The sequence below is a fragment of the Marinococcus sp. LNSP9103-4 genome (assembly GCF_056034345.1).
On record NZ_JBQLIA010000008.1, the window covers coordinates 92,065 to 118,619 of the forward strand.

Sequence of the window (26,555 nt, forward strand, 5' to 3'; positions counted from 1 at the left end):
TGCCATTGTTCCTTTTATAAAGCCGCCTGCACTCGACAGCGTCCAAAGATATTTCCCGGGAAATATCTCTCGGCATAAAAAAGACGGGAGCCGCCGGCCCCCGTCCTTCGTTCTTAGGAAGAGTAGTTTGGTGCTTCTTTCGTAATCTGCACGTCGTGAGGGTGACTTTCCCGCAGGCCGGCATTGGTAATCCGAACGAAGCGGGCATCTTCACGCAAAGATGAGATGGTCGGGGTGCCGCAATAGCCCATACCGGCCCTCAAGCCGCCAAGCAGCTGGTGGATCGTATCCTTCAGCGGGCCTTTATAAGGAATACGGCCTTCAATGCCCTCAGGTACAAGCTTTTGGCTGTTTTCCTGGAAATAGCGGTCCTTGCTTCCCTGCTCCATAGCGCTCATCGAGCCCATGCCGCGGTAAACTTTAAACTGGCGGCCCTGATAAATTTCACGCTCTCCAGGACTTTCTGTCACTCCTGCAAGCAGGCTGCCGAGCATCACTGCATGAGCACCGGAAGCCAGAGCTTTGGCGATATCGCCGGAATATTTGATTCCGCCGTCGGCGATAATCGGTACGTTATGCTTATCCGCTTCTTCTGCACATTCATACACAGCAGTGATCTGCGGAACGCCAACGCCGGCTACCACGCGGGTTGTACATATGGAGCCCGGACCGATGCCGACTTTTACAATGTCCGCGCCTGCCTCGATTAAATCCCTGGTTCCTTCAGCTGTGGCCACATTGCCCACGATCAGCACGACATCAGGGTAGCTGCTGCGGATTTCTGCAATTTTGTCGAGTACGCCTTTGGAATGACCGTGGGCAGTATCGATCACAATTGCATCGGCTTCTGCTTTAACCAGAGCCTCCACACGTTTATCCGTATCGGCGCTCACCCCGACAGCCGCTCCGACGAGAAGTCTTCCCTGGGGATCCTTGGCCGAATGAGGGAATTCGATGACCTTCTCGATGTCTTTAATCGTAATTAGGCCTTTCAGCGTGCCATCCTTTTCTACAAGCGGAAGCTTTTCAATCCGGTGTTTCTGCAGTACATTCTCCGCTTCCTCAAGCGTGGTTCCCACTGGTGCTGTAACGAGATTGTTGGCGGTCATTACTTCTTTGATTTCAATCGAATAGTCTTCGATAAAGCGGAGATCGCGGTTCGTAATGATTCCCACCAGCTTTTGGTTCTCGTCAACGATCGGTACACCGGAAATGCGGTATTTCCCCATTAGATGTTCTGCATCAAACACCTGGTGGTCCGGGTGAAGGAAGAAAGGATTCGTAATAACTCCGCTTTCTGAGCGTTTCACCTGATCCACCATTTCTGCCTGGGCTTCGATAGACATGTTTTTATGCACTATACCTAGACCGCCGGCCCGTGCCATCGCAATCGCCATATCTGCTTCCGTCACTGTATCCATTCCAGCACTTACAACAGGAATATTTAAAGGAAGCTTATCGGTTAACGATGTCCGTACTGATACGTCCCTTGGATGAATATCAGATCTTGCCGGTAACAATAAAACGTCATCAAATGTTAGACCTTCTTGGGAAAACTTATCTGCTCGCACGAATCTTCCTCCTTCAAAATGGTTGGTTTTACAGGATTTCTCACTGTCCTGCTGCCTGTAACTATATTTATTTCTAATATCTTATCACGTTTGGGCCAGTCTCAGAAGTAAAAGGAATATGTTTTATTTTTCCGAAAATTTATAAACAGGCGCTAATAATTATGTAAAGGATTTCAAAGCTGTATCCACCATGCTAAATCACATGGTGGATGGCTGACTTTTCATTTAGCTGGACGACCTGACCATCTTTATCAAGCTGAACCAGCGGGTATTCTATCTCACGGCGGTCCAGGTGCACGATAGAGGCAGAGCTGCCGTCGGCGAGCTGCACCTTCTTTCCGGTCATTACAGTAATGAACTGCTCTGTTAATGTTTCGACGACGGCGGGAGGGAGCTTTCCAAACGACTGCACCGTCAACTCACGCATTGCATGAAAAGCCGATTTTCCCTCATTCTCCAATCGCTCGCCTGCCATGGCGTGATACATGTCCGCCGCTGCTACAAGGCTGCTCAGCACATATATTTTGCCGCTTTTCATTCCGAATGGATACCCGCTTCCATCTTCACGTTCATGGTGCTGCAAAATAGCCAGCAATACCTCATCACTGAGCATACCGGTAGCCTTTGCCATCTGGTAGCTCTGAATCGGATGCTTTCCCGCCTTCTGACGCTCTGCGGCAGAAACTCTGGCTAGGGAAGCGTCACACAAGAGGCCGGCGAGCGCCGCTCCGAGCCATTCCTTTCGGCTGCAGCCATGCTTTTTAGCCAGCAGTGCAGCCAAAAGCGCCACTGATACCGCATGATGACTCTCGTACTTTTCCTGTTCTGCAAACTGATAGCTGGTAAATATATGAGAAGCGTTTTCTTCAATATCCTCGAGCAGGGGAGCACAAACGGCACGTACTTTTTTCATTTCGATGGGGGCTCCGGCTGTCCACGAGCGCCACATCGCTTCATGCGCTTCCACCGCTGTATCATAAACGTCTTCAAATCCCGGCTGATGATGCCGCGTGGCTGTCTCAGCCTCTTCAGCTGGAGAAAAAGGATCACCGTTGACAAGCACCGGCTTTACATCAATATACTCCACAAGAAACTGTTTGATAATATCGACTAAATGCTCTGTCAGCGCCGTTTGTTTTCTGACCACCGGTGTTTCGTTCACTGCATAGATATCGTTCATCAGGACGCATCCAGGCACTGCCTGATTAATATGTATCCGCATGGAGACCACTCCATTTCTCCTAATATAATACTTATATTTTACTATTTTCCTCGGAAAATACCACTATTTTCCCTGTTCTTATGATGGTTTTTAGAATAAAATTCCAATTTCCACGCAAAAAAAGTCCAGCCGTTTAGGATACGGCTGGACTTCGAACTATTCTTCCTCTGATTCTGCTGGAACGTTTTCTTCTTCGATGGCTTCATGTTCAATTACGGGAGCCACTGTAGAAACAGCTTCGCCTTTATCGAGACGGATGAGGCGCACGCCCTGCGCGTACCGGCCGAGTCTCGAAACATCGTCTACCTGCATACGGATCACCACTCCCTGAATGGTCATCACCATCAGGTCGATGTCCAATGGCACCGAACGCATCGCTGCGAGTTCTCCCGTACGGCTTGTCAGTTTAATCGCTTTTAACCCTTTGCCGCCCCGGTTCTGCTTACTGAATTCTTCAATTGAGGTAAGCTTCCCATAGCCTTTGTTTGTTACCATTAGTATCATTTCATTCTCCACTGAAATATCCATACCTACTACTTCGTCATCTTCGCGAAGCGAAATGGCTTTAACTCCGGAAGCCGTCCGACCCATCGAGCGCACGTCCTCTTCATCAAAGTGAATGGACATTCCCTGCTTTGTGCCGATAATTAAGGAATCGTCGCCGGAGGTGAGACGCACGCCGTGAAGCTCATCGTCCTCCCGGACGTTAATAGCGAACAGGCCGCCCTTGCGGATATTTGAAAAGGCCGAAAGCACAGTTCTTTTCGAAATTCCTTTTTTCGTCAGGAAGAATAGATAGGCGTTTTCCGAAAATTCCTCGATCGGAATCACCGTGCTGATATATTCGCCTTTATCGATCTGAAGCAGATTAATTAACGGAATCCCTTTAGCCGTACGGCTTAATTCAGGAATTTCGTAAGCTTTTAAACGATATACTTTCCCTTTGTTGGTAAAGAAAAGAATCGTCTGGTGGGAATTGGTCGTCAGCAGATGCTCTACAAAGTCATCCTCATTCGTCCCCATTCCCTGCACGCCCCGTCCGCCGCGGCGCTGGCTCCGGTACGTATCAATCGGCATACGTTTAATGTAGCCCTGGTGCGAGATAGTGACCACTACGTCCTGCCGCGGAATAAGGTCTTCATCTTCGATGGAATTCTCTCCGGCTTCCAGACGTGTCCGCCGGTCGTCACCGAATTTTTCCTTCACTTCGGTAAGCTCTTCCCGGATGATTTCGAGCACCCGCTCTTCGTTAGCCAAAATTTCCTTCAGCTCCCGGATGCGCTCCATCAGCTCCCGGTACTCCTGTTCAATTTTGTCTCTCTCAAGGCCGGTTAAACGCTGCAGCCGCATATCTAGAATAGCCTGTGCCTGATCTTCACTCAAATCATAGTTGTCCATCAGACCATTTCTTGCGATCTCCGTTGTTTCCGATCCCCGGATCAGCTCAATTACCGCATCGAGATGGTCAAGCGCCACCCGCAGACCTTCCACAATGTGGGCACGGGCCTCTGCTTTTCGAAGTTCAAAAGCAGTCCGGCGCTTGATAACTACTTTTTGATGCTCGAGATAGTGATACAGACATTCTTTGAGGTTAAGCACCTTCGGCTGGCCGTTCACAAGAGCCAGCATGTTAATACCAAAGCTCGTCTGCAGCGCCGTCTGCTTGTATAGGTTATTTAAAATAACGTTGGCGTTGGCATCTCTTCGTACTTCCACGACGACCCGCATGCCGTTACGGTCTGATTCGTCGCGCAGATCAGTAATGCCGTCGATTTTTTTATCGCGCACCAGCTCTGCAATACGCTCCACCAGCCGGGCTTTGTTCACCTGATATGGCAGCTCATCTACGATAATTGTTTCCTTGCCTTTTTTATCCTCTTCAATGTAGGCGTGCGAACGGATAATAATTGATCCTTTGCCCGTCTGATAAGCCTTCCGGATACCGGAGCGGCCTAAAATGGAAGCAGCTGTCGGAAAATCCGGCCCGGGGATATATTCCATCAGCTCTTCTACCGTAATATCAGGGTCTTCACTCAGGGCGAGTACCCCGTCAATAACTTCTTCAAGACGGTGCGGCGGAATATTGGTAGCCATACCCACAGCAATTCCGGACGTGCCGTTAACGAGCAGGTTCGGGAAACGCGCCGGCAGAACCACAGGCTCCCGCTCGTTACCGTCATAGTTTTCCTGATAATCAATTGTGTCTTTGTTAATATCGCGGACCATTTCAAGCGATATTTTAGACATTTTTGCTTCGGTATAACGCATTGCTGCTGCTCCGTCCCCGTCCACGGACCCGAAGTTCCCGTGTCCGTTAACGATTGGATGGCGGTAGCTGAAATCCTGCGCCATACGCACCATTGTTTCATAAACCGCGGAGTCGCCGTGCGGGTGGTATTTACCGATAACGTCCCCAACGATACGGGCGGACTTCCGGAACGGCTTTTCCGGCGTCATGCCGAGCTCACTCATTGCAAATAAAATACGCCGGTGCACGGGCTTCATCCCGTCACGAACGTCCGGGAGAGCCCGGCTGACGATAACACTCATCGCGTAATCCAAAAACGAGGTGCGCATCTCCTCGCCAATACCAATCTCCGTGACTCTGGATTCGTTTTCTGCCATTGCAGTAACCTCCTACTTTCTATTCCAGCAGGCTTGAGTGCCTGTTTCTGCTGTATTCGATAGAAACCCCCGCTTTAATCTTCCGCGGGGGTTTCTTTGTTTCACCTTAATGCCGGCTCTTACACGTCGAGGTTCTGTACGTAATGCGCGTTTTCCTGGATAAAGTCACGACGCGGCTCTACGTGATCGCCCATCAGTGTTTCAAACACTTCATCGGCCACCATTGCGTCTTCCAGCGTAACCTGCATCGTCGTTCTCGAATCCGGATCCATAGTCGTTTCCCAAAGCTGGGTCGGATTCATTTCCCCGAGCCCTTTATAGCGCTGAAGATTTGGTTTTGGCTGCGCCGGGAGCTCGGCCAGGGCAGGCTGAAGCTCACGCTCGAAAAAGAGATAGCGAACGTATTTACCCTGCTGGACCTTGTACAGAGGCGGCTGGGCAATATAAATATATCCTCTTTCAAGCAGCGGCCGCATATAACGATAAAAGAAGGTTAGCAGAAGTGTCCGGATATGGGCTCCGTCCACATCGGCATCCGTCATAATAATAATCCGGTGATAGCGGGCCTTTTCGATGTCAAATTCGTTGCCGATTCCTGTTCCGAGAGCTGTAATAATGGTTCTGATTTCATTGTTGGCAAGAATTTTATCCAGACGTGCTTTTTCCACGTTCAGAATTTTTCCGCGCAGCGGCAGAATAGCCTGGAAATGCCGGTCCCTTCCCTGTTTGGCTGAACCGCCGGCAGAATCCCCTTCGACGATATATACTTCACTGCTCGCCGCATCCTTCGAGGTGCAGTCGGCCAGTTTTCCCGGCAGGGAACTGACTTCGAGGGCACTTTTACGACGGGTTAATTCCCGTGCTTTTTTCGCAGCATCCCGGGCTCTTGAGGCCATCAGCCCTTTTTCTACGATCGTCCTCGCCGTGTCCGGATTTTCACTCATAAACCTCGAAAAATGCTCCGAGAATAATGAATCTGTAATGGTACGGGCTTCCCCGTTCCCTAACTTTGTTTTTGTCTGCCCTTCAAACTGCGGATCCGGAATTTTCACGCTGACAATCGCGACCAGTCCTTCACGCACATCGTCTCCGATTAAGTTCGGATCGTTTTCTTTGAACAGGCTGTTTTTGCGGGCATAGTCGTTAATAACTCTCGTCAGCGCCGTCCGGAATCCGGACTCGTGGGTTCCGCCTTCATGGGTGTTAATATTATTCGCAAACGAATATACATTACTCGTATATCCATTGTTGTACTGCATCGCCACTTCCACCTGAATATCGTTGCGGTTCGCTTCAAGAAAAATCGGCTCTTTGTGGAGCGTGTCCTTCTGACGGTTCAGGTATTCCACAAACGAAGCAATACCGCCTTCGTAATGGTAGGTCTGCACCTGCTCTTCTTCCGGGCGTTTATCCGTACATGTAATATGGAGTCCCCGGTTGAGAAACGCGAGTTCCCGTACACGGGTGGTGAGCGTTTCAAATTCAAACTCGGTCGTTTCTTCAAAGATATCCGAATCCGGTTTGAAACGGATCTTTGTGCCCCGTTTATCTGTCTTGCCGACTTTTTCAAGGTCGTGCTGCGGGATACCGCGGCGGTAAGCCTGCTGATAGATTTCGCCTTCCCTGTGCACTTCGATATCAAGCGTTTCGGAAAGAGCGTTCACCACGCTCGCACCAACACCGTGAAGACCGCCGGAAACCTTATAGCCGCCGCCGCCAAATTTACCGCCGGCGTGAAGCACGGTCATAATAACCTCCACGGCCGGCCGTCCCATTTTTTCGTGCATGCCGACAGGAACACCGCGGCCGTTGTCTTCTACGGTGATGCTGTTGTCTTTTTCGATCGTAATATATATTTGGTCGCAATAGCCGCCCATGGCTTCATCAATGCTGTTATCAACAATCTCCCACACTAAATGGTGAAGTCCTCTGGACGTTGTAGAGCCGATATACATGCCTGGGCGCTTCCGGACTGCTTCGAGTCCTTCAAGTACCTGGATTTGACTTTCATCATATGAATTTTGATTCATCGACAATCTGTTCACCTTCGCTTCCTGCGGGATCAAATCTCGCGTGTAGTCCGTAAATACATGCTGTCGTTTTCATGTCTTTATAAGCTCAGTCCTCTTTGGCTGACTGTATTTCTTCATGATATTCATCATATTCTGAAATAATCTGCGATCTGCGTTTCAGCGTTAACGAAGAAATAGGAGAGAAATAAACCTTCTCTTTTGTAACCACGACGGACTTTGCTTCGGAATCTGCAATTTGCTCTTTATCGTCATTTTCGACCGCCTGCAGGAACTGTCTTGTAATACTTGAAGAATCCTGACTGTTGCTGTCTAAAATCGCAATGACATCTTTTGAACGTATGACGGTGCCGTCGCCTAAATGTATAAACAATGTGATTCACCACCTACTGTTTTTCCAATTGTCCCTGGCGGGCAGTAAATACGGTTGCCCGCTCGATTGTCTCGTGCTTGATGCTTTCAATGCTTGTTGTTGTAACAAAGGTCTGTACTTTTCCCTGGATCGCGTCCAGTAAATGAGACTGCCGATGCTGATCGAGTTCAGAGAGTACGTCATCAAGCAGCAGGATCGGATACTCTCCTACGTAAGCGCGGATCAGCTCTATCTCTGCCATTTTTAACGATAATGCAGCTGTTCGCTGCTGGCCCTGGGAGCCGTAAGTCTGTACGTCCCTTTCGTTGACCAGAAGCTTCATTTCATCCCGGTGCGGTCCGGCAAGTGACAGTCCACGGCGGATTTCATTTTCCCTGCGGCGCTCAAGCTCTGTCCGCAGCTGTTCAGCGAGCGCTGAGGCTTCCATTTCCGCATGAATGTTTGCGGAAGGGTCATACTGCAGTTCAAGCTGCTCCCGGCCCTGTGTGATCCGTGTATGAATCTCTGAGGCCCAGCCTTCAAGCTGCTGCAAAAATCCGTAACGCCGCTGGATTACTTTCACGGCTGCTTCGATGTATTGTTCATCGATAACCTCAAGTGTTAATTCCTGCTCCCTGCTCGGCACGGGAAACATGCCCTTAAGCAGCTGATTACGCTGCTTTAGAATGCGCTGGTATTTGGAAAGATCGTGAAGATACACCGGACTGATCTGGCCAATCTCCATATCAATAAAACGCCGCCTCATATTCGGCCCGCCTTTTACAAGGTTTAAATCCTCCGGGGCAAACATGACGACGTTGCATGCACCTATATATTCGCTTAGCTTTTTTTGTTCGATGCCATTCTTTTTTACTTTTTTTCCTTTAGCCGAAAGAATAACTTCGAGGTCAACATGACGCTGCTCCCGCTCTACTGAAGCTTCGATACGGGCAAATTCGTGGTTCCAGCCAATCAGTTCCTTGTCTTTGGAGGTCCGGTGGGATTTCGCAAAAGCAAGCATATGAATAGCTTCCATCAGGTTTGTTTTTCCCTGGGCATTTTCCCCGACAATAACGTTTACAGTGTTCTCTATTTGCAAGGCAATATCACCGTAGTTGCGATACTGCTTGAGCCGAATGTTTTTTACATACACAGGCCTGTGCTCATCCTTCGCCGGTACCGATAGTGAAGCTTCCGTTCTCTTCGACTTCCACTACGTCCCCTGGATACAGCTTTCTCCCCCTGCGGGCTTCTTCTTCTCCATTCACTTCTACAGCGAATTCAGAGAGAAACCACTTTGCCATACCACCTGTATCGATGATTCCAGCTTCTTTGAGGAACTGGCCGAGTGTTATATATTCGGTTGTGATATTAATCGCCTCTCCCATATCGATCCTCCCGACGCCGGATATTAAAGCATAATTATTACTTCTGCCTGTTTCCGAACATATTTCATTCATACTCTATATTTTACTAAAAATAAGCGGAAAATGCCAGTATATCGCACTATTCGTTTCATATTCCCTGTCAGCATAACATAAGAAAAACGGCCTCCTGTTTTATACAAAAGGCCGTATAATTGTTCAACTTTTAATACGTGCGTACCGGCGAAAATAAATGCAGCATCTGATCATGGTCTGTTGGCCGCACCACAAATGGGCTCATTGCCCCGGTAAATTGAATATGAATTTTTTCACTGTCGATTACTTTCAGAGCGTCTGTGATATTTTTTCCGTTAAACGAAATGCGAAGTTCTTCTCCGTCTATTTTATCACAATCGATGTTTTCCGTCACTTTCCCAATTTCGGAGGAAACGGAGTTGATCTCCACCCTTCCGTCCCCGAGTGTTTTCAAGTTGATCACGTTGTTTTTTGTTTCTCTTGAAAGCAGCAGTGCCCGGTCAAGTGACTGCAGTAATTCTTTCGTAGACAGCTCCACCCCGGTTTTCGTTTCAGAAGGAATCATATTTTTTGTGACCGGATATTTCCCATCAAGAAGCCGGGAATAAAACAGGAGATGCGGAAAACGGAACATTACCTGGGTTTCCGTAATAATGATTTCCACGGTGGAATCATCATCGCTCAACAGACGGCTTAACTCATTCAGGCTTTTGCCTGGAATGACAATATTGGATAGGTCAGGTGCATCCGAACCTGCTTCGAGATTTGCTTTCCGTAGAGCGAGCCGGTGGCTGTCTGTAGCAGTACAGATCAGTTCTCCGTTCTCACTTTCAAGGTTTACACCTGTCAACACTGGTCGCGTTTCCTGGGCCGACACGGCAAAAACCGTCTGGCGGATCATATCCTTGAGTAAGCTCTGCGGCAGATGGAACATATTTGTATCATCGAGCTTTGGAAGCCGTGGGTATTCTTCTGGATCCAGACCGTTCAGGTTAAATACGACAGAGCCGGAACGGATCGTAGTCGCGAACTGGTCCTGTACGACGACTTCAATTTCTTCTCCCGGAAGCTTTTTTACTATTTCTGCAAAAAAACGGGCCTGGAGTACAATGCTCCCCTGCTCCTGCACCTGAACATACTGATTATCGTTTTCCTCTGTAGGAATGAACGTTTCGATGGATATATCAGAATCACTGCCGGTTAACGTTACGCCATCAGCAGCTGCAACGATTTTAATTCCGGTCAGTATTGGAATTGTCGTTCTGGAGGAGACAGCTTTATTTACGTTTTGTACATGTTGCACAAATTGATCTCGATCGACGGTGAAATGCATAGGTCATCTCCCTTTATATATATTGTTTTTAAAGTAGTAATAGTAGTAGGGCTTGTTAGTAATGTGGATAAATAAGATTTGAACTGCTAAATCGGGCATTTGACCCTGTGAGTAAGTTGTGTATAACTTCGGTTCGTTATCCACACCTATGTGCGTAATTGATCGATGATCCCCTGGACAGTTTTTTGCAGTTCTGTATCTGTCGACATCAGATTTGATATTTTTTCATGGGCGTGAATGACGGTTGTGTGGTCTCTGCCGCCAAAAGCCTCACCGATTTTCGGCAGAGAGGCATCCGTCATTTCCCGTGACAGATACATGGCGATCTGACGCGGAAAAGCAATGCTCTTTGTACGCTTTTTTGCTTTTAATTCCGGCACAGGCATCTGAAACTGGGTAGCCACCCGTTCCTGGATATGCTCAATGGTGACTGTCTTAGGCTGGGCGGTAGGAATGATATCTTTTAAAGCTTCAGCCGCAAGGTCAGCATTCATGTCCTGATTGATCAACGAAGAATAAGCGACGACACGGATGAGTGCCCCCTCGAGTTCACGAATGTTTGTATCAATTTGATTGGCAATATAGAGCATGACTTCGTTTGGAATATCGAGCATTTCCGCTTTCGCTTTTTTGCGCAGAATAGCAATTCTAGTCTCGAGGTCCGGCGGCGTGATATCAGTGATTAATCCCCATTCAAACCGGGAGCGGAGCCGGTCTTCAAGCGTTGGTATTTCCTTTGGCGGACGATCGCTGGAAATGACAATTTGTTTGCTTTCTTCATGAAGAGCATTGAAGGTGTGGAAAAACTCTTCCTGGGTCTGCTCTTTTCCTGCTAAAAACTGAATATCGTCAATAAGCAGTACATCGACGTTTCGATATTTGTTCCGGAAATGCACAGCTTTGTTGTCCCGGATAGCATTGATGAATTCATTGGTAAACTTTTCAGAGGACAGGTACATAACTTTGGCATTTGGATTATGATCAATAACGTAATGACCGATGGCATGCATTAAGTGGGTTTTTCCAAGGCCGACACCGCCGTAAATAAACAATGGATTGTACGCTTTGGCTGGCGCTTCGGCTACTGCAAGCGATGCAGCGTGGGCAAAACGGTTCCCGGAGCCGATCACGAAAGTATTAAATGAATATTTATCATTCAGCATGCTCTTTGGAGGGTCCTGGCTGGAGCCGGACGGAGCTGCTTTTGGGGGCGCTGGTTCATTTTCAACCGGAACTTCAGCCTGCGGGATCACAAATTTCACCTGCAGCGCGGATCCGGTAATATCTTCTAAAGCATCCGTAATCAGGTTTGTATAACGGCTCTCAAGCCAGTCGCGGGCAAACTCATTCGGTGCTTCAATAATTACGGTATCTCCTTGAAGATCCGAGGCCTCTGTCGCTTTCAACCACGTTTCATAGCTTGGTTTACTTACTTTTTCCTGCATTAGTTCCAATGTCTGGTTCCATAAATCAGTAATATTTTCCAATAAGGACGCACTCCTCTCGTACAGGTTTAGCAGTATACAATGGTTTGGCTGGAGACTCAAATCGCTGGAAAGACAGAAAAGGCTTCTATCTTATCATGGTGAAAGAAAGAAACCCAATAAGTGAATATGCGGGAGATGCATATTGTATGCGTTATAAAATTATTGTGCAATAATAATAAAATTATGTAAAAAAAGAAATACACATAATGCACAGGGCTGTGAATAACATTGTCCAATGGCTGTGGAAAATTATCCACAAAGTTATCAACAGCTGTGGATAAGGTTGCATTGTATGGAATGTTATTAACAGAAACTTAATCCATGATAGCAAATAAAAAGATGAATAACAACGGGAACATATTTGTTTATCCACAAACTCAAGAACTTGTGTATAGAAACTATCCACAGCACTAGATTATGTGTACAGGTTGTTCATAACGCTGTGGGCATTTTTTATGTTCGCTTTTATTTATCCACACAGCAGAAAAGAATTGCTGTGCACAAATGCAGGAAAAACAGCCAGCGGTATCGGCCAGGGGGTGGTTGACAGTTTTTCTTATTCTCTATATAATTTACGGGAATGTTTTCGAACGTTTATTACTCCTTAAGGAGGTGCGATACACTATGGGAAAACCAACATTTACCCCTAACAACCGGAAGCGTAAAAAAGTACACGGTTTCCGTGCGAGAATGGGAACAAAGAACGGTCGTCAGGTTTTGAAAAATCGTCGTCGTAAAGGTAGAAAAGTATTATCTGCATAAGAAGGCCACGGATTTTATCCAGTGGTCTTTTTTTCTGTCTTCAGCCGGAAAGAAAAATAAAAATGCCGGTGGTTTTTATAGGAAAAGGGGGAGCCGGGTGATGAAAAAGCACAATCGTTTAAAAAAGAATCACGAATTCAGCTATATTTTTGCGCACGGAACTTCCTTTGCCAACCGGCAATTTGTGCTTTATACCTTAAAAAAAGAGGAACAGGTTCATTACCGGGCAGGACTTACCGTCAGCAAGCGGATGGGAAACGCCGTCATGCGCAACCGGATCAAGCGTTATCTGCGTGAAGCTGTATCGGAGCTTGAGCCCCGGATCCCCGGAGGCTATGACCTGGTAGTAATAGCCAGGAAACCGGTAGCGGATATGGATTACCATGAAACAAAAAAAAGTCTGACCCATGTATTTAAAAAAGCCGGTTTGTTAAACTCAGGTAAAGCAAAGCCCAACAAGTAGACACAAAGTTGTTTTCGCTTCTGGCCGGCTGCGGCTGGGGGCGAAAAATACTTTTAAAATAGAGGGATTCCTGCTGGTGCTGAAGAAATTGTTTACAAGGACCGTGCGTAAATAAACTCAAAATCACTGTACACATACATGTATGTGCAGCATAAGCATATACATGCCCGTAATAAACGAAAATCGGGTACTTAAGAAACGTAAGGAACGAGGAGGGCGGGGTAACGGTGAACCAATCGATGAAGGTTTCGGGGAAAACAGTAGAAGAAGCTTTAAATACAGCTGTGCGGGAGTGGGAAACAACAATAGACCGTATCGAGTACCAGGTGCTTGAAGAACCAAGAAAAGGATTTCTCGGCATTGGAGCGAAGCAGGCTTTCGTAGAAGTATCCCTTCGAATCGACCCTGTGGAGGAAGCGGCTGCATACTTAAAAGATCTGATTCAGGCTATGAACGTAGAAGCAGAAGTGGAAGTACAGATCTCAAGAAAGCATACCGCGATGGAGATCAAAGGCTCTTCTCTCGGCCTTCTGATTGGAAAGCGTGGAAAGACCCTCGATGCGCTCCAGCATCTTACGAATACAGCCGCCAATAAGCATGCTAACGCCAAGCAGCATATAGTACTTGATGCTGAAAATTACCGTGGGAAACGAAAAGAATCGCTGCAGCGGTTTGCAGAGCGGATGGCCGGAAAAGCGCTCCGGGAAGCCAAAGCAATTAAACTTGAGCCTATGGACGCAGCGGAACGAAAAATTATTCATCAGGCCCTGCATCAGCATAAAAATATTGAAACAATGTCTTCAGGAAAAGAACCAAGACGTCACGTAGTAATTACACCTGGTGCAAAAGAAAAGTTAAAATGAGACAAATTGCCGCCTGGACTGCCGGGCGGTTTTTTTAAAAGAAACAGGCAGATGTACACAGGTTATCCACATGTGGATAAAAACCTTTTTCGAACTGCTTTCATATGATATTCTATTTAGTTAGAAGCATATAAGGAAACTGACGAAAGCGATGCCGAAAAAGGTGTCGTCCTTTTCGTGTGTCTAATAGATGAAGAAAAACCCAGGGAGGGTTGATGAATGGAAACAGATACAATTGCCGCGATTTCGACTCCGAGCGGGGAAGGGGCTATTGCGATTGTCCGCCTGAGCGGAGACGAAGCGCTAAATATTGCGGATCATGTGTATAAGGGCAAAAAATCTCTTCATGACGTGGAAACCCATACGATCCATTACGGGCATATTATCGACCCAGCGGACGGCTCCGTGATTGAAGAATCCATGATTTCTGTCCTCAGGGCTCCAAAAACATTTACAAGAGAAGACATCGTGGAAATTAACTGTCACGGAGGACTGGTTTCGGTCAATCGTGTCCTTGATAATGTATTAAGTCAGGGAGCGCGGCTGGCGGAGCCTGGAGAGTTTACGAAACGGGCATTTTTAAATGGGCGTATTGATCTGACGCAGGCGGAAGGTGTCATGGATCTGATCAGAGCTAAAACCGACCGGGCGATGCAGAGTGCTTTAAAGCAGGTTGAAGGAAGGCTTTCTGAACGCATCCGTAAGCTTCGCCAGAAGCTTCTTGAAACAGTAGCCAATGTGGAAGTGAACATTGACTACCCTGAATTTGATGCTGATGTTGTGACGACAAATGTTTTGAAAGAAAATGTTTCGTTTGTCGGCGAAGAGATCGATCAGCTGCTCGTAACGGCCCGGCAGGGAAAAATCATGCGTGAAGGACTTGGCACAGCGATTATCGGCCGGCCGAACGTAGGAAAATCCTCCCTGATGAATAATTTGGTACATGAAAACAAAGCAATTGTAACGGAAGTGCCCGGCACCACAAGAGACGTGCTCGAGGAGTATGTAAACGTCCGGGGGGTGCCGCTTCGTTTAATTGACACCGCCGGTATACGTGAAACTGAAGATATTGTGGAAAAGATCGGCGTAGAACGCTCCCGCCAGGTGCTGCAGGAAGCCGAGCTGATTCTTCTTGTCATCAATAGTGCAGAGCCGCTCTCCGATGAAGACCGAGCATTATTTCAGGCAGTTCAGGGCATGAATGTTATTGTTATAATGAATAAAACGGATCTTCCTAAACAGGTCGATGAGGAAGAACTCCGGGAGTATACCTCTGGGCGGCCGATTATTGCCGCTTCTTTTCTGAATGATGAAGGCATCGACAGTCTTGAAGAAGCAATTGCCCACCTCTTTTTTGATGAAGGGGTGGAGGCAGCGGACATGAATTATTTGTCCAATGCCCGTCATATTGGGTTATTGAATCAGGCAAAACGTTCGGTGAATGACGCTTTGGAAGCCGTGGAAATGGGAGTACCAGTAGACATGGTACAAATTGATATTACCCGGGCTTGGGAACAGCTCGGAGAAATTGTCGGGGAAAATGTGCACGACGGATTAATTGATCAGCTGTTTGCCCAGTTTTGTCTCGGAAAATAGATACACCCGCTGCAGGCGGAGGGTAATACTAGAAGGAGGAACTGTAATGAGTTACAACGGAGGAAATTATGACACGATTGTCATCGGCGCCGGACATGCGGGCGTAGAAGCAGGGCTTGCTTCTGCACGCATGGGAGCCAATACATTGATGCTGACGCTGAACCTGGATGCCGTAGCGTTTATGCCGTGCAACCCGTCCGTAGGAGGGCCGGCAAAAGGCATTGTCGTCCGCGAAATTGATGCGCTCGGCGGAGAAATGGCTAAAAATATTGACAAAACTCATATCCAGATGCGGATGCTTAATACAGGAAAGGGACCGGCTGTTCAGGCGCTCCGTGCGCAGGCTGATAAATTTCTCTATCAGCAGGAAATGAAGCGGACCCTTGAGAACACAGACAATTTAACGATCCGCCAGGGACTGGTGGAGGAGTTGATCGTTGAAGATAACGTATGTAAAGGCGTAGTCACTAATACTGGTGCGAGCTATTATGCTTCCTCGGTCGTAGTGACAACGGGCACCTATCTGCGCGGCAAGATTATTCTCGGAGAACTCGCTTATGAAAGTGGTCCGAATAACATGCAGCCTGCCATCAATTTATCGGACAGCATTAAAGCGCTCGGGCTCGATATGGTCCGGTTCAAAACCGGCACTCCGCCCCGGGTGAACAGTAATTCCATTGATTACAGCAAAACAGAGATCCAGCCCGGCGACGAGCAGCCGCGGGCCTTTTCCTACGAAACGGTGGAATTCATTACTGATCAGCTCCCGTGCTGGCTCACCTATACCGGCGCAGAAACGCATGAGCTGATTACAAACAACCTGCAGCGCTCCCCAATGTATTCCGGTATGATCGAAGGAACTGGTCCGAGGTACTGCCCTTCAATTGAAGACAAAATTGTCCGTTTTAACGACAAGCCGAAGCACCAGATTTTCCTCGAACCCGAAGGCAGAAATACAGATGAAGTTTATGTGCAGGGGCTCTCAACCAGTCTTCCGGAGGACATTCAGTTCGGCATACTCAAAACGATCCCGGGACTTGAAAACGTAAAAATGATGCGCCCGGGATATGCGATCGAATACGATGCAATTGTTCCGACGCAGCTGTGGCCGACCCTTGAAACAAAAACCGTGGAAGGTCTCTTTACGGCCGGTCAGATTAACGGTACTTCGGGTTATGAAGAAGCTGCCGGGCAGGGGATTATGGCCGGAATCAATGCAGCCTGCAAAGCACAGGGCAAGGAAGGCGTCATCCTTGACCGTTCGGATGCGTATATTGGAGTACTTATTGATGATCTGGTCACTAAGGGCACCAACGAACCATACCGCCTGTTAACATCGAGAGCGGAATACCGCCTGCTTCTACGTCATGACAATGCCGATCTGCGTCTAACCGATATCGGTCATGAGATCGGATTGGTTCCGGAGGCCCGCTACGAACGATTTGTGCATAAAAAAGAATCGATCGAGGCTGAGAAAAAACGATTGGAGAGCTTTACCCTGAAGCCGCATGAAGAAATTAATGATATGCTCATTTCCCGCGGTTCAACAGCGATGAAGGAAGCAGCTTCGGCGGCCCACCTGATGAAGCGGCCGGAAATTGGTTATGCTGACGTTGCTCCATTTGCAGACGCGCCTTCGTCTATTGCGCCGGATGTAGCCGAACAGGTGGAAATTCAGGTAAAATACGAAGGATATATTTCTAAACAGCTTGAACAGGTCGAGCGGATGAAAAAAATGGAAGAGAAAAAAATTCCAGAGAGCATCGATTACCACTCCATCTCGGGTATTGCGATTGAAGCGAGACAAAAGCTTTCAGAAGTACGTCCGCTTTCTGTTGGACAGGCATCCCGTGTATCCGGGGTGAATCCGTCCGATATATCTATACTGCTTGTGTATATTGAACAGGGCCGTATGGCAACAACGTAACAGTGCGTGATAAAAGCCCCTGCTTACTGAAAGCAGGGGCTTTTTTTAAGACAACGCCGTTTTGCTAAGAGGTAAACACCAGGAGTGTGAGCGTTGTCGTATTATCCAGTGAAGGGCAGGAAAGAAAAGAATGAGTAAAGAAACGTTTCCGGAATGGCTTGAAGCCATACATATTTCTTTGGACGATAAACAGAAGAAGCAATTTGAGCAGTATTATCAGCTGCTAGTGGAATGGAATGAGCGCATGAATCTGACAGGCATTACTGAAGAACGGGAGGTATATGAAAAACATTTTTATGATTCTCTTACCGGAGCTTCCCTTTCGGCCTTTAAGGCAGAAGGAACCCTGATCGATGTCGGTTCAGGAGCCGGCTTCCCAAGTCTGCCTCTTAAGATCTGCTTACCGGAGCTTCAGGTTACGATTGTCGACTCTTTAAAAAAACGTATCGGTTTTTTAGAGGAAATCGTCAGTGAGCTTGGGCTTGAAGGAGTGACCCTTATCCATGACCGGGCGGAGCAGCTGGCTCGTCAAAAGACGTACCGGGATCAGTTTGACGCAGCGAGTGCCCGTGCTGTGGCTAAGCTGCCAGTACTGCTCGAGCTCTGCCTGCCGTTTGTAAAGCCGGGAGGTGTTTTCATTGCTTGGAAGGGAGCCAGCGGGGAAGAAGAACTGCTTGAGGCAGAAAACGCCCTGTTAAAATTAGAAGCAGAAGCATTGGCCCCGAAGAAAATGAAACTGCCTGAAGAAGAGAGCGAACGGGTGCTTTTAGCATTCGAAAAAAGGAAAAAGACCCCAAAAGCGTATCCGAGAAAACCAGGTACCCCGGCAAAAAATCCTTTATAATCACCCATGGCTCATTCGACAACCCTTAGAAACGTGATAGAATGAAAGAGCAAATGTACGAAATCCACTAGTGAAACATCATGGGCCGCAGTTTTTAAGTGAGGTGATATACGGGTATGAAACAGTCGATTCAAAAATGGTTCGGTCTGGGAGACAACCAGGCTGAAAAAAGCGGCATTAATGAACACGAAGTTAAAATGATTCCCATCCATCAAATCATGGCGAATCCTTTTCAGCCACGGACCATCTTTTCGGATGAAAAGCTTTCGGAATTAGCTCAATCGCTGCAGACGCACGGCCTTCTGCAGCCAATAACGGTCAGAAAGCAGTCCGGAGGCTATGAGATTATTGCTGGCGAAAGGCGTTGGCGCGCTTCGCAGAAGATTGGATGGAAAGAGATCCCGGCGCTGGTGAAAGAATTTAATGATACCCAGACGGCCTCAATTGCGCTTATTGAAAACCTGCAGCGGGAAGCATTAACAGCGCTTGAAGAGGCAGCTGCATACGCCAGGCTGCTTGAAATGAATCAGCTCACGCAGGCAAGTCTGGCGCAGCGGCTGGGAAAAAGTCAGTCGACCATTGCTAACAAGCTCCGTCTGCTGCATCTGTCTGAATACGTTCAGGAGAAGCTCTCAGAAAAAGAAATTACTGAACGGCATGCCAGAGCCCTTCTGAAGCTGCCGGAGGCGGAGCGCCAGGATCGTATCGTTGACGAGGCCATTGAAAAGGACTGGAACGTGAAACAGACGGAAGACAGGATTGCTGCTTTGCTTGATCCAAAGCCAAAAAAGACAAGGCAGCCGAAAAAGCACGTATCCAAAGATACCCGTATTGCCTTAAATACGATCCGGGAGTCGATAGACATGGTGACGAAAAGCGGCATGGCAATTGATACGGATGAAGAAGACTATGATGGTTATTATCAGGTAACCATTCGAATACCAAAATCGAAGCAGTAAACAAGAAGAACAGCATGGAACTGGGAAAGTAGGTGTATCGATGGCAAAAACTGTTGCTATCGCCAACCAGAAAGGCGGCGTTGGGAAAACAACAACAGCAGTAAATATTAGTGCCTGTCTGGCACATGTAGGACAGCGGGTGCTTCTCGTGGACATTGATCCGCAGGGCAATGCTACCAGCGGGGCGGGCATTGAAAAAGGGGACGTTGAAAAGTGCGTTTATAACGTTCTCGTTGAAGACACAGATATTCGTGATATTGTCCGGGGAACAGCCTTGGAACAACTGGACGTAGTACCTGCCACCATCCAGCTTTCCGGGGCAGAAATTGAACTGGTCTCCACTATTTCCCGGGAAATCAGACTGAAAAATGCATTGGAGGATGTGGCGGCGCAGTACGACTACATAATAATCGATTGCCCTCCCTCCCTTGGGCTTTTAACGATCAACGCGCTTTCCGCTTCGGATTCGATTTTAATCCCTGTGCAGTGCGAGTACTACGCCCTCGAAGGATTGAGCCAGCTGCTCAATACCGTCCGGCTTGTGCAAAAGCACTTAAACCATGATCTGGAAATCGAAGGAGTCCTGCTTACAATGCTCGACGCAAGGACCAATCTCGGATTCCAGGTTATAGAAGAAGTAAAAAAATATTTTCAGGAAAAAGTATTCGAAACGATTATTCCCCGGAATATACGTCTTGGGGAAGCTCCAAGCCACGGTCTTCCAATTATTATGTACGACGCAAAGTCTAAGGGTGCCGAGGTCTATTTAGAATTAGCAAAGGAAGTGGTTGCTGGTGGCCAAAGGTCTAGGTAGAGGATTGAACGCTTTTTTCCCGGAAGAAACAGGCGGCAACGAAGATCAAATCACTGCCGTACCAGTACAGGAATTACGGCCGAACCCTTATCAGCCGAGAAAACGATTTGAAGAAGAAGCGATTGAAGAGCTGAAGCAATCTGTGGCGGAGTTCGGTGTTTTGCAGCCAATTCTCGTTCGCAAAAGTATTAAAGGGTACGATATTGTTACGGGAGAGCGGCGGTTCCGTGCTGCCTCAGCGGCAGGCCTAAAAGAAATTCCGGCGATTGTAAAAGATTTAAGCGATGAGCGGATGATGGAAGTCGCGTTAATTGAAAATCTGCAGCGGGAAGATCTGAATCCATTAGAAGAAGCCCATGCGTATCAGCGTCTGGTGGAATCACTCGACATTACTCAGGATGAACTGTCCAAGCGGCTCGGAAAGAGCAGACCGCACATTGCCAATTATATCCGGCTTCTGCAGCTGCCGGCAGAAGTGCAAAAGCTCGTTGAGACCAAGGAAATTTCCATGGGACACGCCAGAACGCTTCTTGGATTGAAAAAGAAAGAGCTAGCGGTGAAGGTAAGCGAACAGATTGTTAAACAGGCACTCAATGTCAGGCAGACGGAAGCACTTGTTCAGCAGATGAACGAGGGTGTTCCACGTGAAACAAAGCCAAAACAGCCGGCCTCTCCTTTCCTTGAACAAAAAGCTGAGGAACTCCAATCATATTTTGGTACCTCCGTTTCTATTCAGCAGGGAAAAAACAAAGGAAAGATTGAAATCGAATTCTTTTCGGATGAGGACCTGGATCGGATTCTTCAGCTTCTGAGTGAAGAAAAAGAATAAGGAAAGGGCTTCCGGTTTTACCCGGGAGTCCTTTCTATTTTGCATGGCTTAAAAGGCGGAGGGTGGGACGAAGTATCAGGCGTAGGAGGAATGGCGTTCAAGTACTACCATGGGATGCCCGTCGGAAAGGCTGAATTTGCGGGAAATGACAAATCCAAATGAATGGTAAAGATCGATAGCCGGCTGGTTTTTTTCGCTTGTATAAGCGTAAATTAAAGTATCCAGATGGTGATTTAATAGATATTTCAGTAAATAAGAGGCAAAGCCCCTCCGGAAAAAATCCGGGTGGACGACGAGTCTTGTGATTTGCAGCTTTTTTTCCTGGTATTCATAAGCAATAAAAGCGCAAAGCTCCCCCTCCACAAAGTAACCAATAAAGGTTTCCTTCGATGCCCGGATAGCTTCCACCGTTTCATTTAGAGCAGGGATATCAAAATTGTCTATAAGCACAGCCTCTGTATGGTAGGATTGCTGCTGCAGAGCAAGTATACTTTTAGCGGTATTGTATTTATGATTAGGTAAAAGGACGATCATTATAATCTCTCCTTAAAATGAAAGGGCAGAAAGAACGATAAAAGACATCAGCTATGTAACCTTTGCCTTTTAGGGCAAGCCCGCTCCAGTTCATTTTATAGTAAAATATTTAAAACCAGCCCAAAAGGCACAAAAATCAATAGCCAAAAGCACAGGATGAAGAGACTCACCGTTGCTTCCGGCAGTTGGACTGCACTTATCAGCGTATCCACAAAGGATTTCAAAAGAATATACAGAGAGAAATAAAGAAACAAATGGGAAAAGGGAGCGGACATTTATGGTGCTGACAGGAACATTGGTCAACGGAGTGACTATTATTATTGGATCATTAATGGGGTTATTGTTTCACCGTATACCGGAAAGAATGAAAACAACCATTATGCAGGCGTTGGCGCTGGCGGTTGTTCTTCTTGGCATTCAGATGGGACTGCAGACAGAACAATTTTTAATTGTCGTGGGCAGTCTGGTAACTGGAGCCTGGGCAGGAGAGCGCCTGCGAATCGAAGATGGTCTGGAGTCGGTCGGCCAGTGGGTGGAAAAACGAATGGGAAACAGCGGTACAGAGAACACAGTAGCCAAAGGTTTTGTAACTGCCACGCTGGTATATGTGGTGGGAGCTATGGCAGTGCTTGGAGCAATGGACAGCGGGCTGCGCCAGGAGCACGATGTGTTATTTACAAAATCAATGCTGGACGGATTTTCAGCGCTTATTTTTACAACGACGATGGGGATCGGGGTGTTATTTTCGTTTATCCCAGTCGTTATTTACCAGGGGTCCATTGCCCTCTTTGCCGTCCAAATTGATAGGCTGGTGCCGCAGGAGGCCATGGATACCTTTATTACTGAAATGACGGCTACCGGCGGCGTGATGATTATTGCTATCGGCTTAAAGCTGGCAGGTCTTTTAGAAATCCGGGTGGCAAATCTACTTCCGGCGATACCGATGGTGGCTTTTTTTGTGTTTATTATCCGTCTGTTCGGCGGATGAAGCCTCCCGGAGGAAGCGGACATGGTCGTCCTCGTTATGGAAAGTTAACGGAGGGGTGGTGGCTTCTTCCTCCTTCAGGACATGCTGCGTTGAGATTGACCGGTCGGCAAGAAGGAAGCTTTCTGCTATTAAAGAAGCCATTGTGTCGATAGTATACAGCCTGGTATTTTGCAGTACGAAGTATTCCATCATTCCGCTGACATTTACTATGCCGTTAATATGCATATCTCCAACCATTGGAAGCTTCTTTTTCATGGCAGCTCCTGGAGTTACTCCTCCTTCATTCAAAGTAACTTTCCCTACATTCTGAAGATAACCAAGACAGGCGTCTACAGCGATAATAAAAGCATGCGGATGCTCTGCAGCAATGATCGAAAGCGTTTCTTCTAAATTAACAGCATGTACCGGGTACTGGAGAGTGCCGTATATATAAAAGTTTTCCAGTTGCTTTTCAAGAAGCTTGCTTCCGGTTAAAGGCCCTAGAGAATCTCCGGTGGAGCGGTCTGTGCCAATACAGACCAGGATGATATCTTCATCTGTGACACGCTCCCGGATGTGACCGGTCAGGCAGTCCGCCAGCTCTCCAGCACTTCCGGGCTCATCCATGCTGACGTGGCAGTGAGTACGGTAGGCTTCACGTGAAACAGCTTTTTTCCCCATAGCAGATAACTCCTTTCCAGAATTCTCCCCAAAAATAATTGTATTAGCCTACTATACCCGCGTTTGGGTAAAAATAACTGTCGTATTTAAGCAAAAGCCGCCCCGGACAGAAAGGTGAGAGTTTAATTGAGGTTTTTGACGGATTACGATAGGATAAAAAGTACCGAATCGTTCAGGTGAGATGAGAAGAAAGGAGAAGACGGGCCTTATGGTGGAAAAGCAGCCTTTTGACATCAATAGTATTGTGGAAATGAAAAAGCAGCATCCTTGTGGAGAAAATCGCTGGAGAATTATCCGGATGGGCGCTGATATCCGGATTAAGTGCGAAGGGTGCGGACATAGCGTGATGCTTCCGAGAAAAGAATTCAGTAAAAAGGTGAAAAAGGTGCTCGAATAATTCCGGTAAAGCTGCTCTTGTTGTCGCAAAAGTGAAATTATACTATACTCAAAGCAATATACTAACGATAAAGAGTTGCTTTTAAGGACAGCTGCGGTTGTCCTCTTTGTTATGTTTAGAGAAATATTAATTGAAAGAAAGAAGGAAATAATAAATGGCTTTAACTACAGGTATAGTCGGACTTCCGAACGTCGGGAAGTCAACATTGTTCAACGCAATCACTCAGGCGGGAGCGGAGTCTGCCAACTATCCGTTCTGCACAATTGACCCGAACATAGGTATTGTGGAAGTGCCGGACAGCAGGCTCGAACAGTTAACAAATATGTTTCAGCCGAAAAAAACGATTCCTACCGCATTCGAATTTACAGACATTGCCGGCATTGTTGAAGGAGCGAGTAAAGGAGAAGGCCTGGGAAATAAATTCCTTTCGCATATCCGTGAAGTGGACGCTATTTCCCACGTGGTACGCTGCTTTGACAGTGATGACGTCACTCACGTCTCGGGAAAAATAGATCCGATCCATGATATCGAAGTAATTAACCTGGAACTGATTCTTGCAGACCTTGAGACGGCAGAAAAGCGGATCGATAAAGTAGCAAAGCTTGCCAAATCCAAGGATAAAGATGCAATGCAGGAGCATGCAGTACTCGAAAAGATTGTCGAAGCACTGAAAGAAGAACAGCCCGTGCGCAGCCTGGAATGGACTGAGGAAGAGCTGAAAATCGTTAAAGGCTTCCAGCTTCTCACGATGAAGCCGGTATTATACGTCGCCAACGTCAGCGAAGATGACTTAATGGAAGAAGAAGACAATGAGCACGTCTCCCGTGTCAAAGAATTTGCAGCAGCTGAAGGTGCGGGCGTTGTAGTTATCTCGGGGAAAATTGAAGAAGAACTCGCGGAGCTTGAAGGAGAAGAAAAAAATGAATTTCTTCAGGATCTCGGCATTGAAGAGCCGGGGCTTGACCAGCTGATCCGGGAAGCTTATTCCCTGCTTGGCCTGCAGACGTATTTTACTGCAGGTGAACCGGAAGTAAGGGCCTGGACGATCCGCAAAAATACAAAAGCTCCCCAGGCTGCCGGTGTAATCCACAGTGATTTTGAGAAAGGCTTTATCCGTGCCGAGGTTGTCGGATACGAAGACCTGATGCAGGCAGGTGCAATGAACAGCGCCAAAGAAGCAGGCAAGGTAAGGCTTGAAGGCAAGGAATATATCGTTAAGGACGGCGACGTCGTTCATTTCCGCTTTAACGTTTAATTTTTCCTCCAGGAATATTGTAAAATGCAATTCAAGCTGATATAATTTTAACTTGCGAGTTAAAAACGGATAAGCGTTTTTTGCTCCTTGTTCTTTTCCACCGGAGAAGAGCCGAAGACCAAAAGGAGGTGACGCAGCATGCGGAATTATGAAGTACTTTACATTATCAGCCCGAATGTTGACGAAGATGGTGTCAAAAACACAATCGAACGGTACAACAAAATCTTAACGGATAACGGCGCTGAAATTGAAAAAGTAGACGAAGTAGGAAAAAAACGTCTCGCATACGAAATCAATGATTTTCGTGACGGGTATTACGTTGTAACCTACATTAAAGGCACCGCGGACGCTACCAACGAATTTGACCGTCTGGTTAAAATCGATGATAACGTAATCCGCCACTTAGTTGTTCGTAACGACAACTAATTTCATTAACAATCAGGAGGGGTTTAAATGATAAATCGTGTCGTGTTAGTCGGTCGGCTGACCGCGGACCCTGATCTGCGTTATACCCCGAACGGCGTAGCAGTCGCTAACTTTCGCATTGCGGTAAATCGTCCATTTACCAACCAGCAGGGCGAACGGGAAGCAGACTTTCTTAACTGCGTCATTTGGCGGAAGCAGGCAGAAAATGTGGCCAATTACTTGAAAAAAGGCAGCCTGGCCGGTGTGGATGGACGTATGCAGAGCCGAAGCTATGAAAACCAGGAAGGCCGTCGTGTAACGGTAGTAGAAGTTCAGGCGGAAAGCGTGCAGTTCCTTGAACCGCGCGGAGCGTCCGGAGGCGGAGGTTCTTCGCAGGGAAGCGGCTATTCTCAACAGCAGAGCAGCCAGAGCTCAGGTTCAGGCCAGCAAAATCGCGATTCGTCTAATTTAAACGATGATCCGTTTTCGGATAACGGGCAGCCAATCGACATTTCAGATGACGATTTGCCATTCTAAAACCCCTGAGAGCATAAACAATCTTTTATAAAGGAGGATAAACAATGGCAGCAGCAGCACGTCGTAGAGGAAAAAGACGGAAAGTTTGTTACTTCACAGTAAACAAAATTACTCATATCGATTACAAAGATACTGAACTCTTGAAGAAGTTTATTTCAGAAAGAGGGAAGATTCTTCCACGCCGCGTAACTGGTACGAGTGCGAAATATCAGCGTAAGCTGACCCGCGCTATCAAGCGTTCCCGTCACGTAGCATTGCTTCCTTTTGTGCGCGAGCAGTAAAGGAAACATTTAAACACCCTTTTCCAGGCCTTATGCCTGGGGAAGGGTGTTTTATTGTATGGAAACTGGCTGTATGTTTAGGCCGCTCCCTCCCCGGGGTATAAATGAAGTAATTGTTAAAGCGTTTTATATACTGGGAAGGAGGTTTTCATATGGACGTTCAGTCTTATATTACAAAAATTAATAAACAGCTTGAAGAATTGAAGCAGGATGATATTCAAGCCGCAGAGGAAAACATAGAAGCAGAGGTTCCAAACGAATCTTCCTTCAAGCTGCCGAATGAAGAATAAATAAAAGCCCGGCTGCAGATAAATAAACGAAACGCTGACGTAAGTCAGCGTTTTCAGGCTGTCGAGAAAGTCTCCTTTCTCGACAGTTTTTTTGTAGGCAAGCGCCCCGAAGGGTCGTATACTAAAAAGAA

27 protein-coding genes are annotated in these 26,555 nt (G+C 47.2%); 16 read left to right on the plus strand and 11 right to left on the minus strand.

Annotated elements, in window-relative coordinates:
- Positions 1-113 precede the first annotated feature (113 nt).
- The 9 genes from guaB to dnaA all read right to left on the minus strand — a co-directional run bounded on the left by guaB (position 114) and on the right by dnaA (position 12,020).
- Positions 114-1,571: an IMP dehydrogenase gene (guaB, locus tag ACTRXG_RS07830; protein WP_474284528.1), complete on the minus strand. Its 1,458-nt coding sequence runs from the start codon at positions 1,569-1,571 to the stop codon at positions 114-116.
- Between the two features lie 193 nt (positions 1,572-1,764).
- Positions 1,765-2,793, minus strand: a complete 1,029-nt coding sequence (locus ACTRXG_RS07835) for an HD-GYP domain-containing protein (RefSeq protein ID WP_474284529.1) — start codon at positions 2,791-2,793, stop codon at positions 1,765-1,767.
- Positions 2,794-2,949: 156 nt separating this feature from the next.
- On the minus strand, positions 2,950-5,418 hold the full coding sequence (gene gyrA, locus ACTRXG_RS07840) for a DNA gyrase subunit A (protein ID WP_474284530.1): 2,469 nt from the start codon (positions 5,416-5,418) through the stop codon (positions 2,950-2,952).
- 119 nt (positions 5,419-5,537) lie between these two features.
- On the minus strand, positions 5,538-7,454 hold the full coding sequence (gene gyrB, locus ACTRXG_RS07845) for a DNA topoisomerase (ATP-hydrolyzing) subunit B (protein ID WP_474284541.1): 1,917 nt from the start codon (positions 7,452-7,454) through the stop codon (positions 5,538-5,540).
- 82 nt (positions 7,455-7,536) lie between these two features.
- Positions 7,537-7,821: an extracellular matrix regulator RemB gene (gene remB, locus ACTRXG_RS07850; protein WP_022792942.1), complete on the minus strand. Its 285-nt coding sequence runs from the start codon at positions 7,819-7,821 to the stop codon at positions 7,537-7,539.
- A 13-nt stretch (positions 7,822-7,834) separates the two neighbouring features.
- Complete coding sequence (recF, locus tag ACTRXG_RS07855) at positions 7,835-8,953, minus strand: DNA replication/repair protein RecF (protein WP_474284531.1); 1,119 nt, start codon at positions 8,951-8,953, stop codon at positions 7,835-7,837.
- 10 nt (positions 8,954-8,963) lie between these two features.
- On the minus strand, positions 8,964-9,188 hold the full coding sequence (gene yaaA, locus ACTRXG_RS07860; protein WP_022792944.1) for a S4 domain-containing protein YaaA: 225 nt from the start codon (positions 9,186-9,188) through the stop codon (positions 8,964-8,966).
- Between the two features lie 202 nt (positions 9,189-9,390).
- Positions 9,391-10,533: a DNA polymerase III subunit beta gene (gene dnaN, locus ACTRXG_RS07865; RefSeq protein WP_322525344.1), complete on the minus strand. Its 1,143-nt coding sequence runs from the start codon at positions 10,531-10,533 to the stop codon at positions 9,391-9,393.
- Positions 10,534-10,679: 146 nt separating this feature from the next.
- Entirely contained in the window at positions 10,680-12,020 is a 1,341-nt protein-coding gene (gene dnaA, locus ACTRXG_RS07870; RefSeq protein WP_474261228.1) for a chromosomal replication initiator protein DnaA, read from the minus strand.
- A 624-nt stretch (positions 12,021-12,644) separates the two neighbouring features.
- On the opposite strand from dnaA, the gene rpmH reads away from it, so the two are divergent.
- From rpmH to ACTRXG_RS07915, 9 genes are all read left to right on the plus strand, one after another.
- Positions 12,645-12,782: a 50S ribosomal protein L34 gene (gene rpmH, locus ACTRXG_RS07875; protein ID WP_079474470.1), complete on the plus strand. Its 138-nt coding sequence runs from the start codon at positions 12,645-12,647 to the stop codon at positions 12,780-12,782.
- A 100-nt stretch (positions 12,783-12,882) separates the two neighbouring features.
- Positions 12,883-13,245 carry a ribonuclease P protein component gene (gene rnpA / locus ACTRXG_RS07880; RefSeq protein WP_474261229.1) on the plus strand — a complete coding sequence of 121 codons (363 nt, stop codon included), beginning with the start codon at positions 12,883-12,885 and terminating at the stop codon, positions 13,243-13,245.
- A gap of 227 nt (positions 13,246-13,472) precedes the next feature.
- Positions 13,473-14,108, plus strand: coding sequence for an RNA-binding cell elongation regulator Jag/EloR (gene jag / locus ACTRXG_RS07885; protein WP_474284532.1), 636 nt, complete (start codon positions 13,473-13,475; stop codon positions 14,106-14,108).
- A gap of 219 nt (positions 14,109-14,327) precedes the next feature.
- Positions 14,328-15,704, plus strand: a complete 1,377-nt coding sequence (gene mnmE / locus ACTRXG_RS07890) for a tRNA uridine-5-carboxymethylaminomethyl(34) synthesis GTPase MnmE (RefSeq protein WP_322525348.1) — start codon at positions 14,328-14,330, stop codon at positions 15,702-15,704.
- 46 nt (positions 15,705-15,750) lie between these two features.
- Positions 15,751-17,631 (plus strand): tRNA uridine-5-carboxymethylaminomethyl(34) synthesis enzyme MnmG, encoded by a 1,881-nt coding sequence (mnmG, locus tag ACTRXG_RS07895; protein ID WP_474284533.1) that lies wholly within the window; start codon positions 15,751-15,753, stop codon positions 17,629-17,631.
- 130 nt (positions 17,632-17,761) lie between these two features.
- Positions 17,762-18,475, plus strand: coding sequence for a 16S rRNA (guanine(527)-N(7))-methyltransferase RsmG (gene rsmG / locus ACTRXG_RS07900; protein WP_474284534.1), 714 nt, complete (start codon positions 17,762-17,764; stop codon positions 18,473-18,475).
- A gap of 116 nt (positions 18,476-18,591) precedes the next feature.
- On the plus strand, positions 18,592-19,434 hold the full coding sequence (gene noc / locus ACTRXG_RS07905; protein ID WP_474284535.1) for a nucleoid occlusion protein: 843 nt from the start codon (positions 18,592-18,594) through the stop codon (positions 19,432-19,434).
- A gap of 40 nt (positions 19,435-19,474) precedes the next feature.
- Entirely contained in the window at positions 19,475-20,248 is a 774-nt protein-coding gene (locus ACTRXG_RS07910; RefSeq protein ID WP_022792953.1) for a ParA family protein, read from the plus strand.
- Positions 20,229-21,077 carry a ParB/RepB/Spo0J family partition protein gene (locus ACTRXG_RS07915; RefSeq protein ID WP_474282716.1) on the plus strand — a complete coding sequence of 283 codons (849 nt, stop codon included), beginning with the start codon at positions 20,229-20,231 and terminating at the stop codon, positions 21,075-21,077. Before ACTRXG_RS07910 ends, ACTRXG_RS07915 begins: the two co-directional genes overlap by 20 nt.
- Before the next feature lie 75 nt (positions 21,078-21,152).
- Here ACTRXG_RS07915 and ACTRXG_RS07920 read toward each other — a convergent pair whose 3' ends face one another.
- Entirely contained in the window at positions 21,153-21,611 is a 459-nt protein-coding gene (locus ACTRXG_RS07920) for a GNAT family N-acetyltransferase (RefSeq protein ID WP_474284536.1), read from the minus strand.
- A 277-nt stretch (positions 21,612-21,888) separates the two neighbouring features.
- On the opposite strand from ACTRXG_RS07920, the gene ACTRXG_RS07925 reads away from it, so the two are divergent.
- On the plus strand, positions 21,889-22,599 hold the full coding sequence (locus tag ACTRXG_RS07925; RefSeq protein WP_474261236.1) for a DUF554 domain-containing protein: 711 nt from the start codon (positions 21,889-21,891) through the stop codon (positions 22,597-22,599).
- Here ACTRXG_RS07925 and yyaC read toward each other — a convergent pair.
- Positions 22,537-23,259 carry a spore protease YyaC gene (gene yyaC / locus ACTRXG_RS07930; RefSeq protein ID WP_474261237.1) on the minus strand — a complete coding sequence of 241 codons (723 nt, stop codon included), beginning with the start codon at positions 23,257-23,259 and terminating at the stop codon, positions 22,537-22,539. The two genes, ACTRXG_RS07925 and yyaC, sit on opposite strands and share 63 nt — an antisense overlap.
- 208 nt (positions 23,260-23,467) lie before the next feature.
- Here yyaC and ACTRXG_RS07935 point away from each other — a divergent pair, with 208 nt between their 5' ends.
- The 6 genes from ACTRXG_RS07935 to ACTRXG_RS07960 all read left to right on the plus strand — a co-directional run bounded on the left by ACTRXG_RS07935 (position 23,468) and on the right by ACTRXG_RS07960 (position 26,424).
- Positions 23,468-23,656: a DUF951 domain-containing protein gene (locus tag ACTRXG_RS07935; protein ID WP_091615215.1), complete on the plus strand. Its 189-nt coding sequence runs from the start codon at positions 23,468-23,470 to the stop codon at positions 23,654-23,656.
- Positions 23,657-23,810: 154 nt separating this feature from the next.
- Positions 23,811-24,911 carry a redox-regulated ATPase YchF gene (ychF, locus tag ACTRXG_RS07940; protein WP_474284537.1) on the plus strand — a complete coding sequence of 367 codons (1,101 nt, stop codon included), beginning with the start codon at positions 23,811-23,813 and terminating at the stop codon, positions 24,909-24,911.
- Between the two features lie 138 nt (positions 24,912-25,049).
- A complete protein-coding gene (rpsF, locus tag ACTRXG_RS07945) occupies positions 25,050-25,337 on the plus strand; it encodes a 30S ribosomal protein S6 (RefSeq protein ID WP_474284538.1) in 288 nt (95 codons plus the stop codon).
- 27 nt (positions 25,338-25,364) lie between these two features.
- Positions 25,365-25,853, plus strand: coding sequence for a single-stranded DNA-binding protein (gene ssb / locus ACTRXG_RS07950; RefSeq protein ID WP_474261238.1), 489 nt, complete (start codon positions 25,365-25,367; stop codon positions 25,851-25,853).
- 44 nt (positions 25,854-25,897) lie between these two features.
- Entirely contained in the window at positions 25,898-26,134 is a 237-nt protein-coding gene (gene rpsR / locus ACTRXG_RS07955; protein ID WP_022792963.1) for a 30S ribosomal protein S18, read from the plus strand.
- Between the two features lie 152 nt (positions 26,135-26,286).
- On the plus strand, positions 26,287-26,424 hold the full coding sequence (locus ACTRXG_RS07960; protein WP_474261239.1) for a hypothetical protein: 138 nt from the start codon (positions 26,287-26,289) through the stop codon (positions 26,422-26,424).
- The last annotated feature ends 131 nt before the right edge of the window (positions 26,425-26,555 follow it).

Excerpts from the sequence above, each read along its gene's own strand:
- ACTRXG_RS07835 (WP_474284529.1), bottom strand. The coding sequence starts at position 2,793 with ATGCGGATACATATTAATCAGGCAGTGCCTGGATGCGTCCTGATGAAC.
- gyrA (WP_474284530.1), bottom strand. The coding sequence starts at position 5,418 with ATGGCAGAAAACGAATCCAGAGTCACGGAGATTGGTATTGGCGAGGAG.
- yaaA (WP_022792944.1), bottom strand. The coding sequence starts at position 9,188 with ATGGGAGAGGCGATTAATATCACAACCGAATATATAACACTCGGCCAG.
- dnaN (WP_322525344.1), bottom strand. The coding sequence starts at position 10,533 with ATGCATTTCACCGTCGATCGAGATCAATTTGTGCAACATGTACAAAAC.
- rpmH (WP_079474470.1), top strand. The coding sequence starts at position 12,645 with ATGGGAAAACCAACATTTACCCCTAACAACCGGAAGCGTAAAAAAGTA.
- rnpA (WP_474261229.1), top strand. The coding sequence starts at position 12,883 with ATGAAAAAGCACAATCGTTTAAAAAAGAATCACGAATTCAGCTATATT.
- mnmE (WP_322525348.1), top strand. The coding sequence starts at position 14,328 with ATGGAAACAGATACAATTGCCGCGATTTCGACTCCGAGCGGGGAAGGG.
- mnmG (WP_474284533.1), top strand. The coding sequence starts at position 15,751 with ATGAGTTACAACGGAGGAAATTATGACACGATTGTCATCGGCGCCGGA.
- rsmG (WP_474284534.1), top strand. The coding sequence starts at position 17,762 with ATGAGTAAAGAAACGTTTCCGGAATGGCTTGAAGCCATACATATTTCT.
- noc (WP_474284535.1), top strand. The coding sequence starts at position 18,592 with ATGAAACAGTCGATTCAAAAATGGTTCGGTCTGGGAGACAACCAGGCT.
- ACTRXG_RS07910 (WP_022792953.1), top strand. The coding sequence starts at position 19,475 with ATGGCAAAAACTGTTGCTATCGCCAACCAGAAAGGCGGCGTTGGGAAA.
- ACTRXG_RS07920 (WP_474284536.1), bottom strand. The coding sequence starts at position 21,611 with ATGATCGTCCTTTTACCTAATCATAAATACAATACCGCTAAAAGTATA.
- ACTRXG_RS07925 (WP_474261236.1), top strand. The coding sequence starts at position 21,889 with ATGGTGCTGACAGGAACATTGGTCAACGGAGTGACTATTATTATTGGA.
- yyaC (WP_474261237.1), bottom strand. The coding sequence starts at position 23,259 with ATGGGGAAAAAAGCTGTTTCACGTGAAGCCTACCGTACTCACTGCCAC.
- ACTRXG_RS07935 (WP_091615215.1), top strand. The coding sequence starts at position 23,468 with ATGGTGGAAAAGCAGCCTTTTGACATCAATAGTATTGTGGAAATGAAA.
- ychF (WP_474284537.1), top strand. The coding sequence starts at position 23,811 with ATGGCTTTAACTACAGGTATAGTCGGACTTCCGAACGTCGGGAAGTCA.
- rpsF (WP_474284538.1), top strand. The coding sequence starts at position 25,050 with ATGCGGAATTATGAAGTACTTTACATTATCAGCCCGAATGTTGACGAA.
- ssb (WP_474261238.1), top strand. The coding sequence starts at position 25,365 with ATGATAAATCGTGTCGTGTTAGTCGGTCGGCTGACCGCGGACCCTGAT.
- rpsR (WP_022792963.1), top strand. The coding sequence starts at position 25,898 with ATGGCAGCAGCAGCACGTCGTAGAGGAAAAAGACGGAAAGTTTGTTAC.
- ACTRXG_RS07960 (WP_474261239.1), top strand. The coding sequence starts at position 26,287 with ATGGACGTTCAGTCTTATATTACAAAAATTAATAAACAGCTTGAAGAA.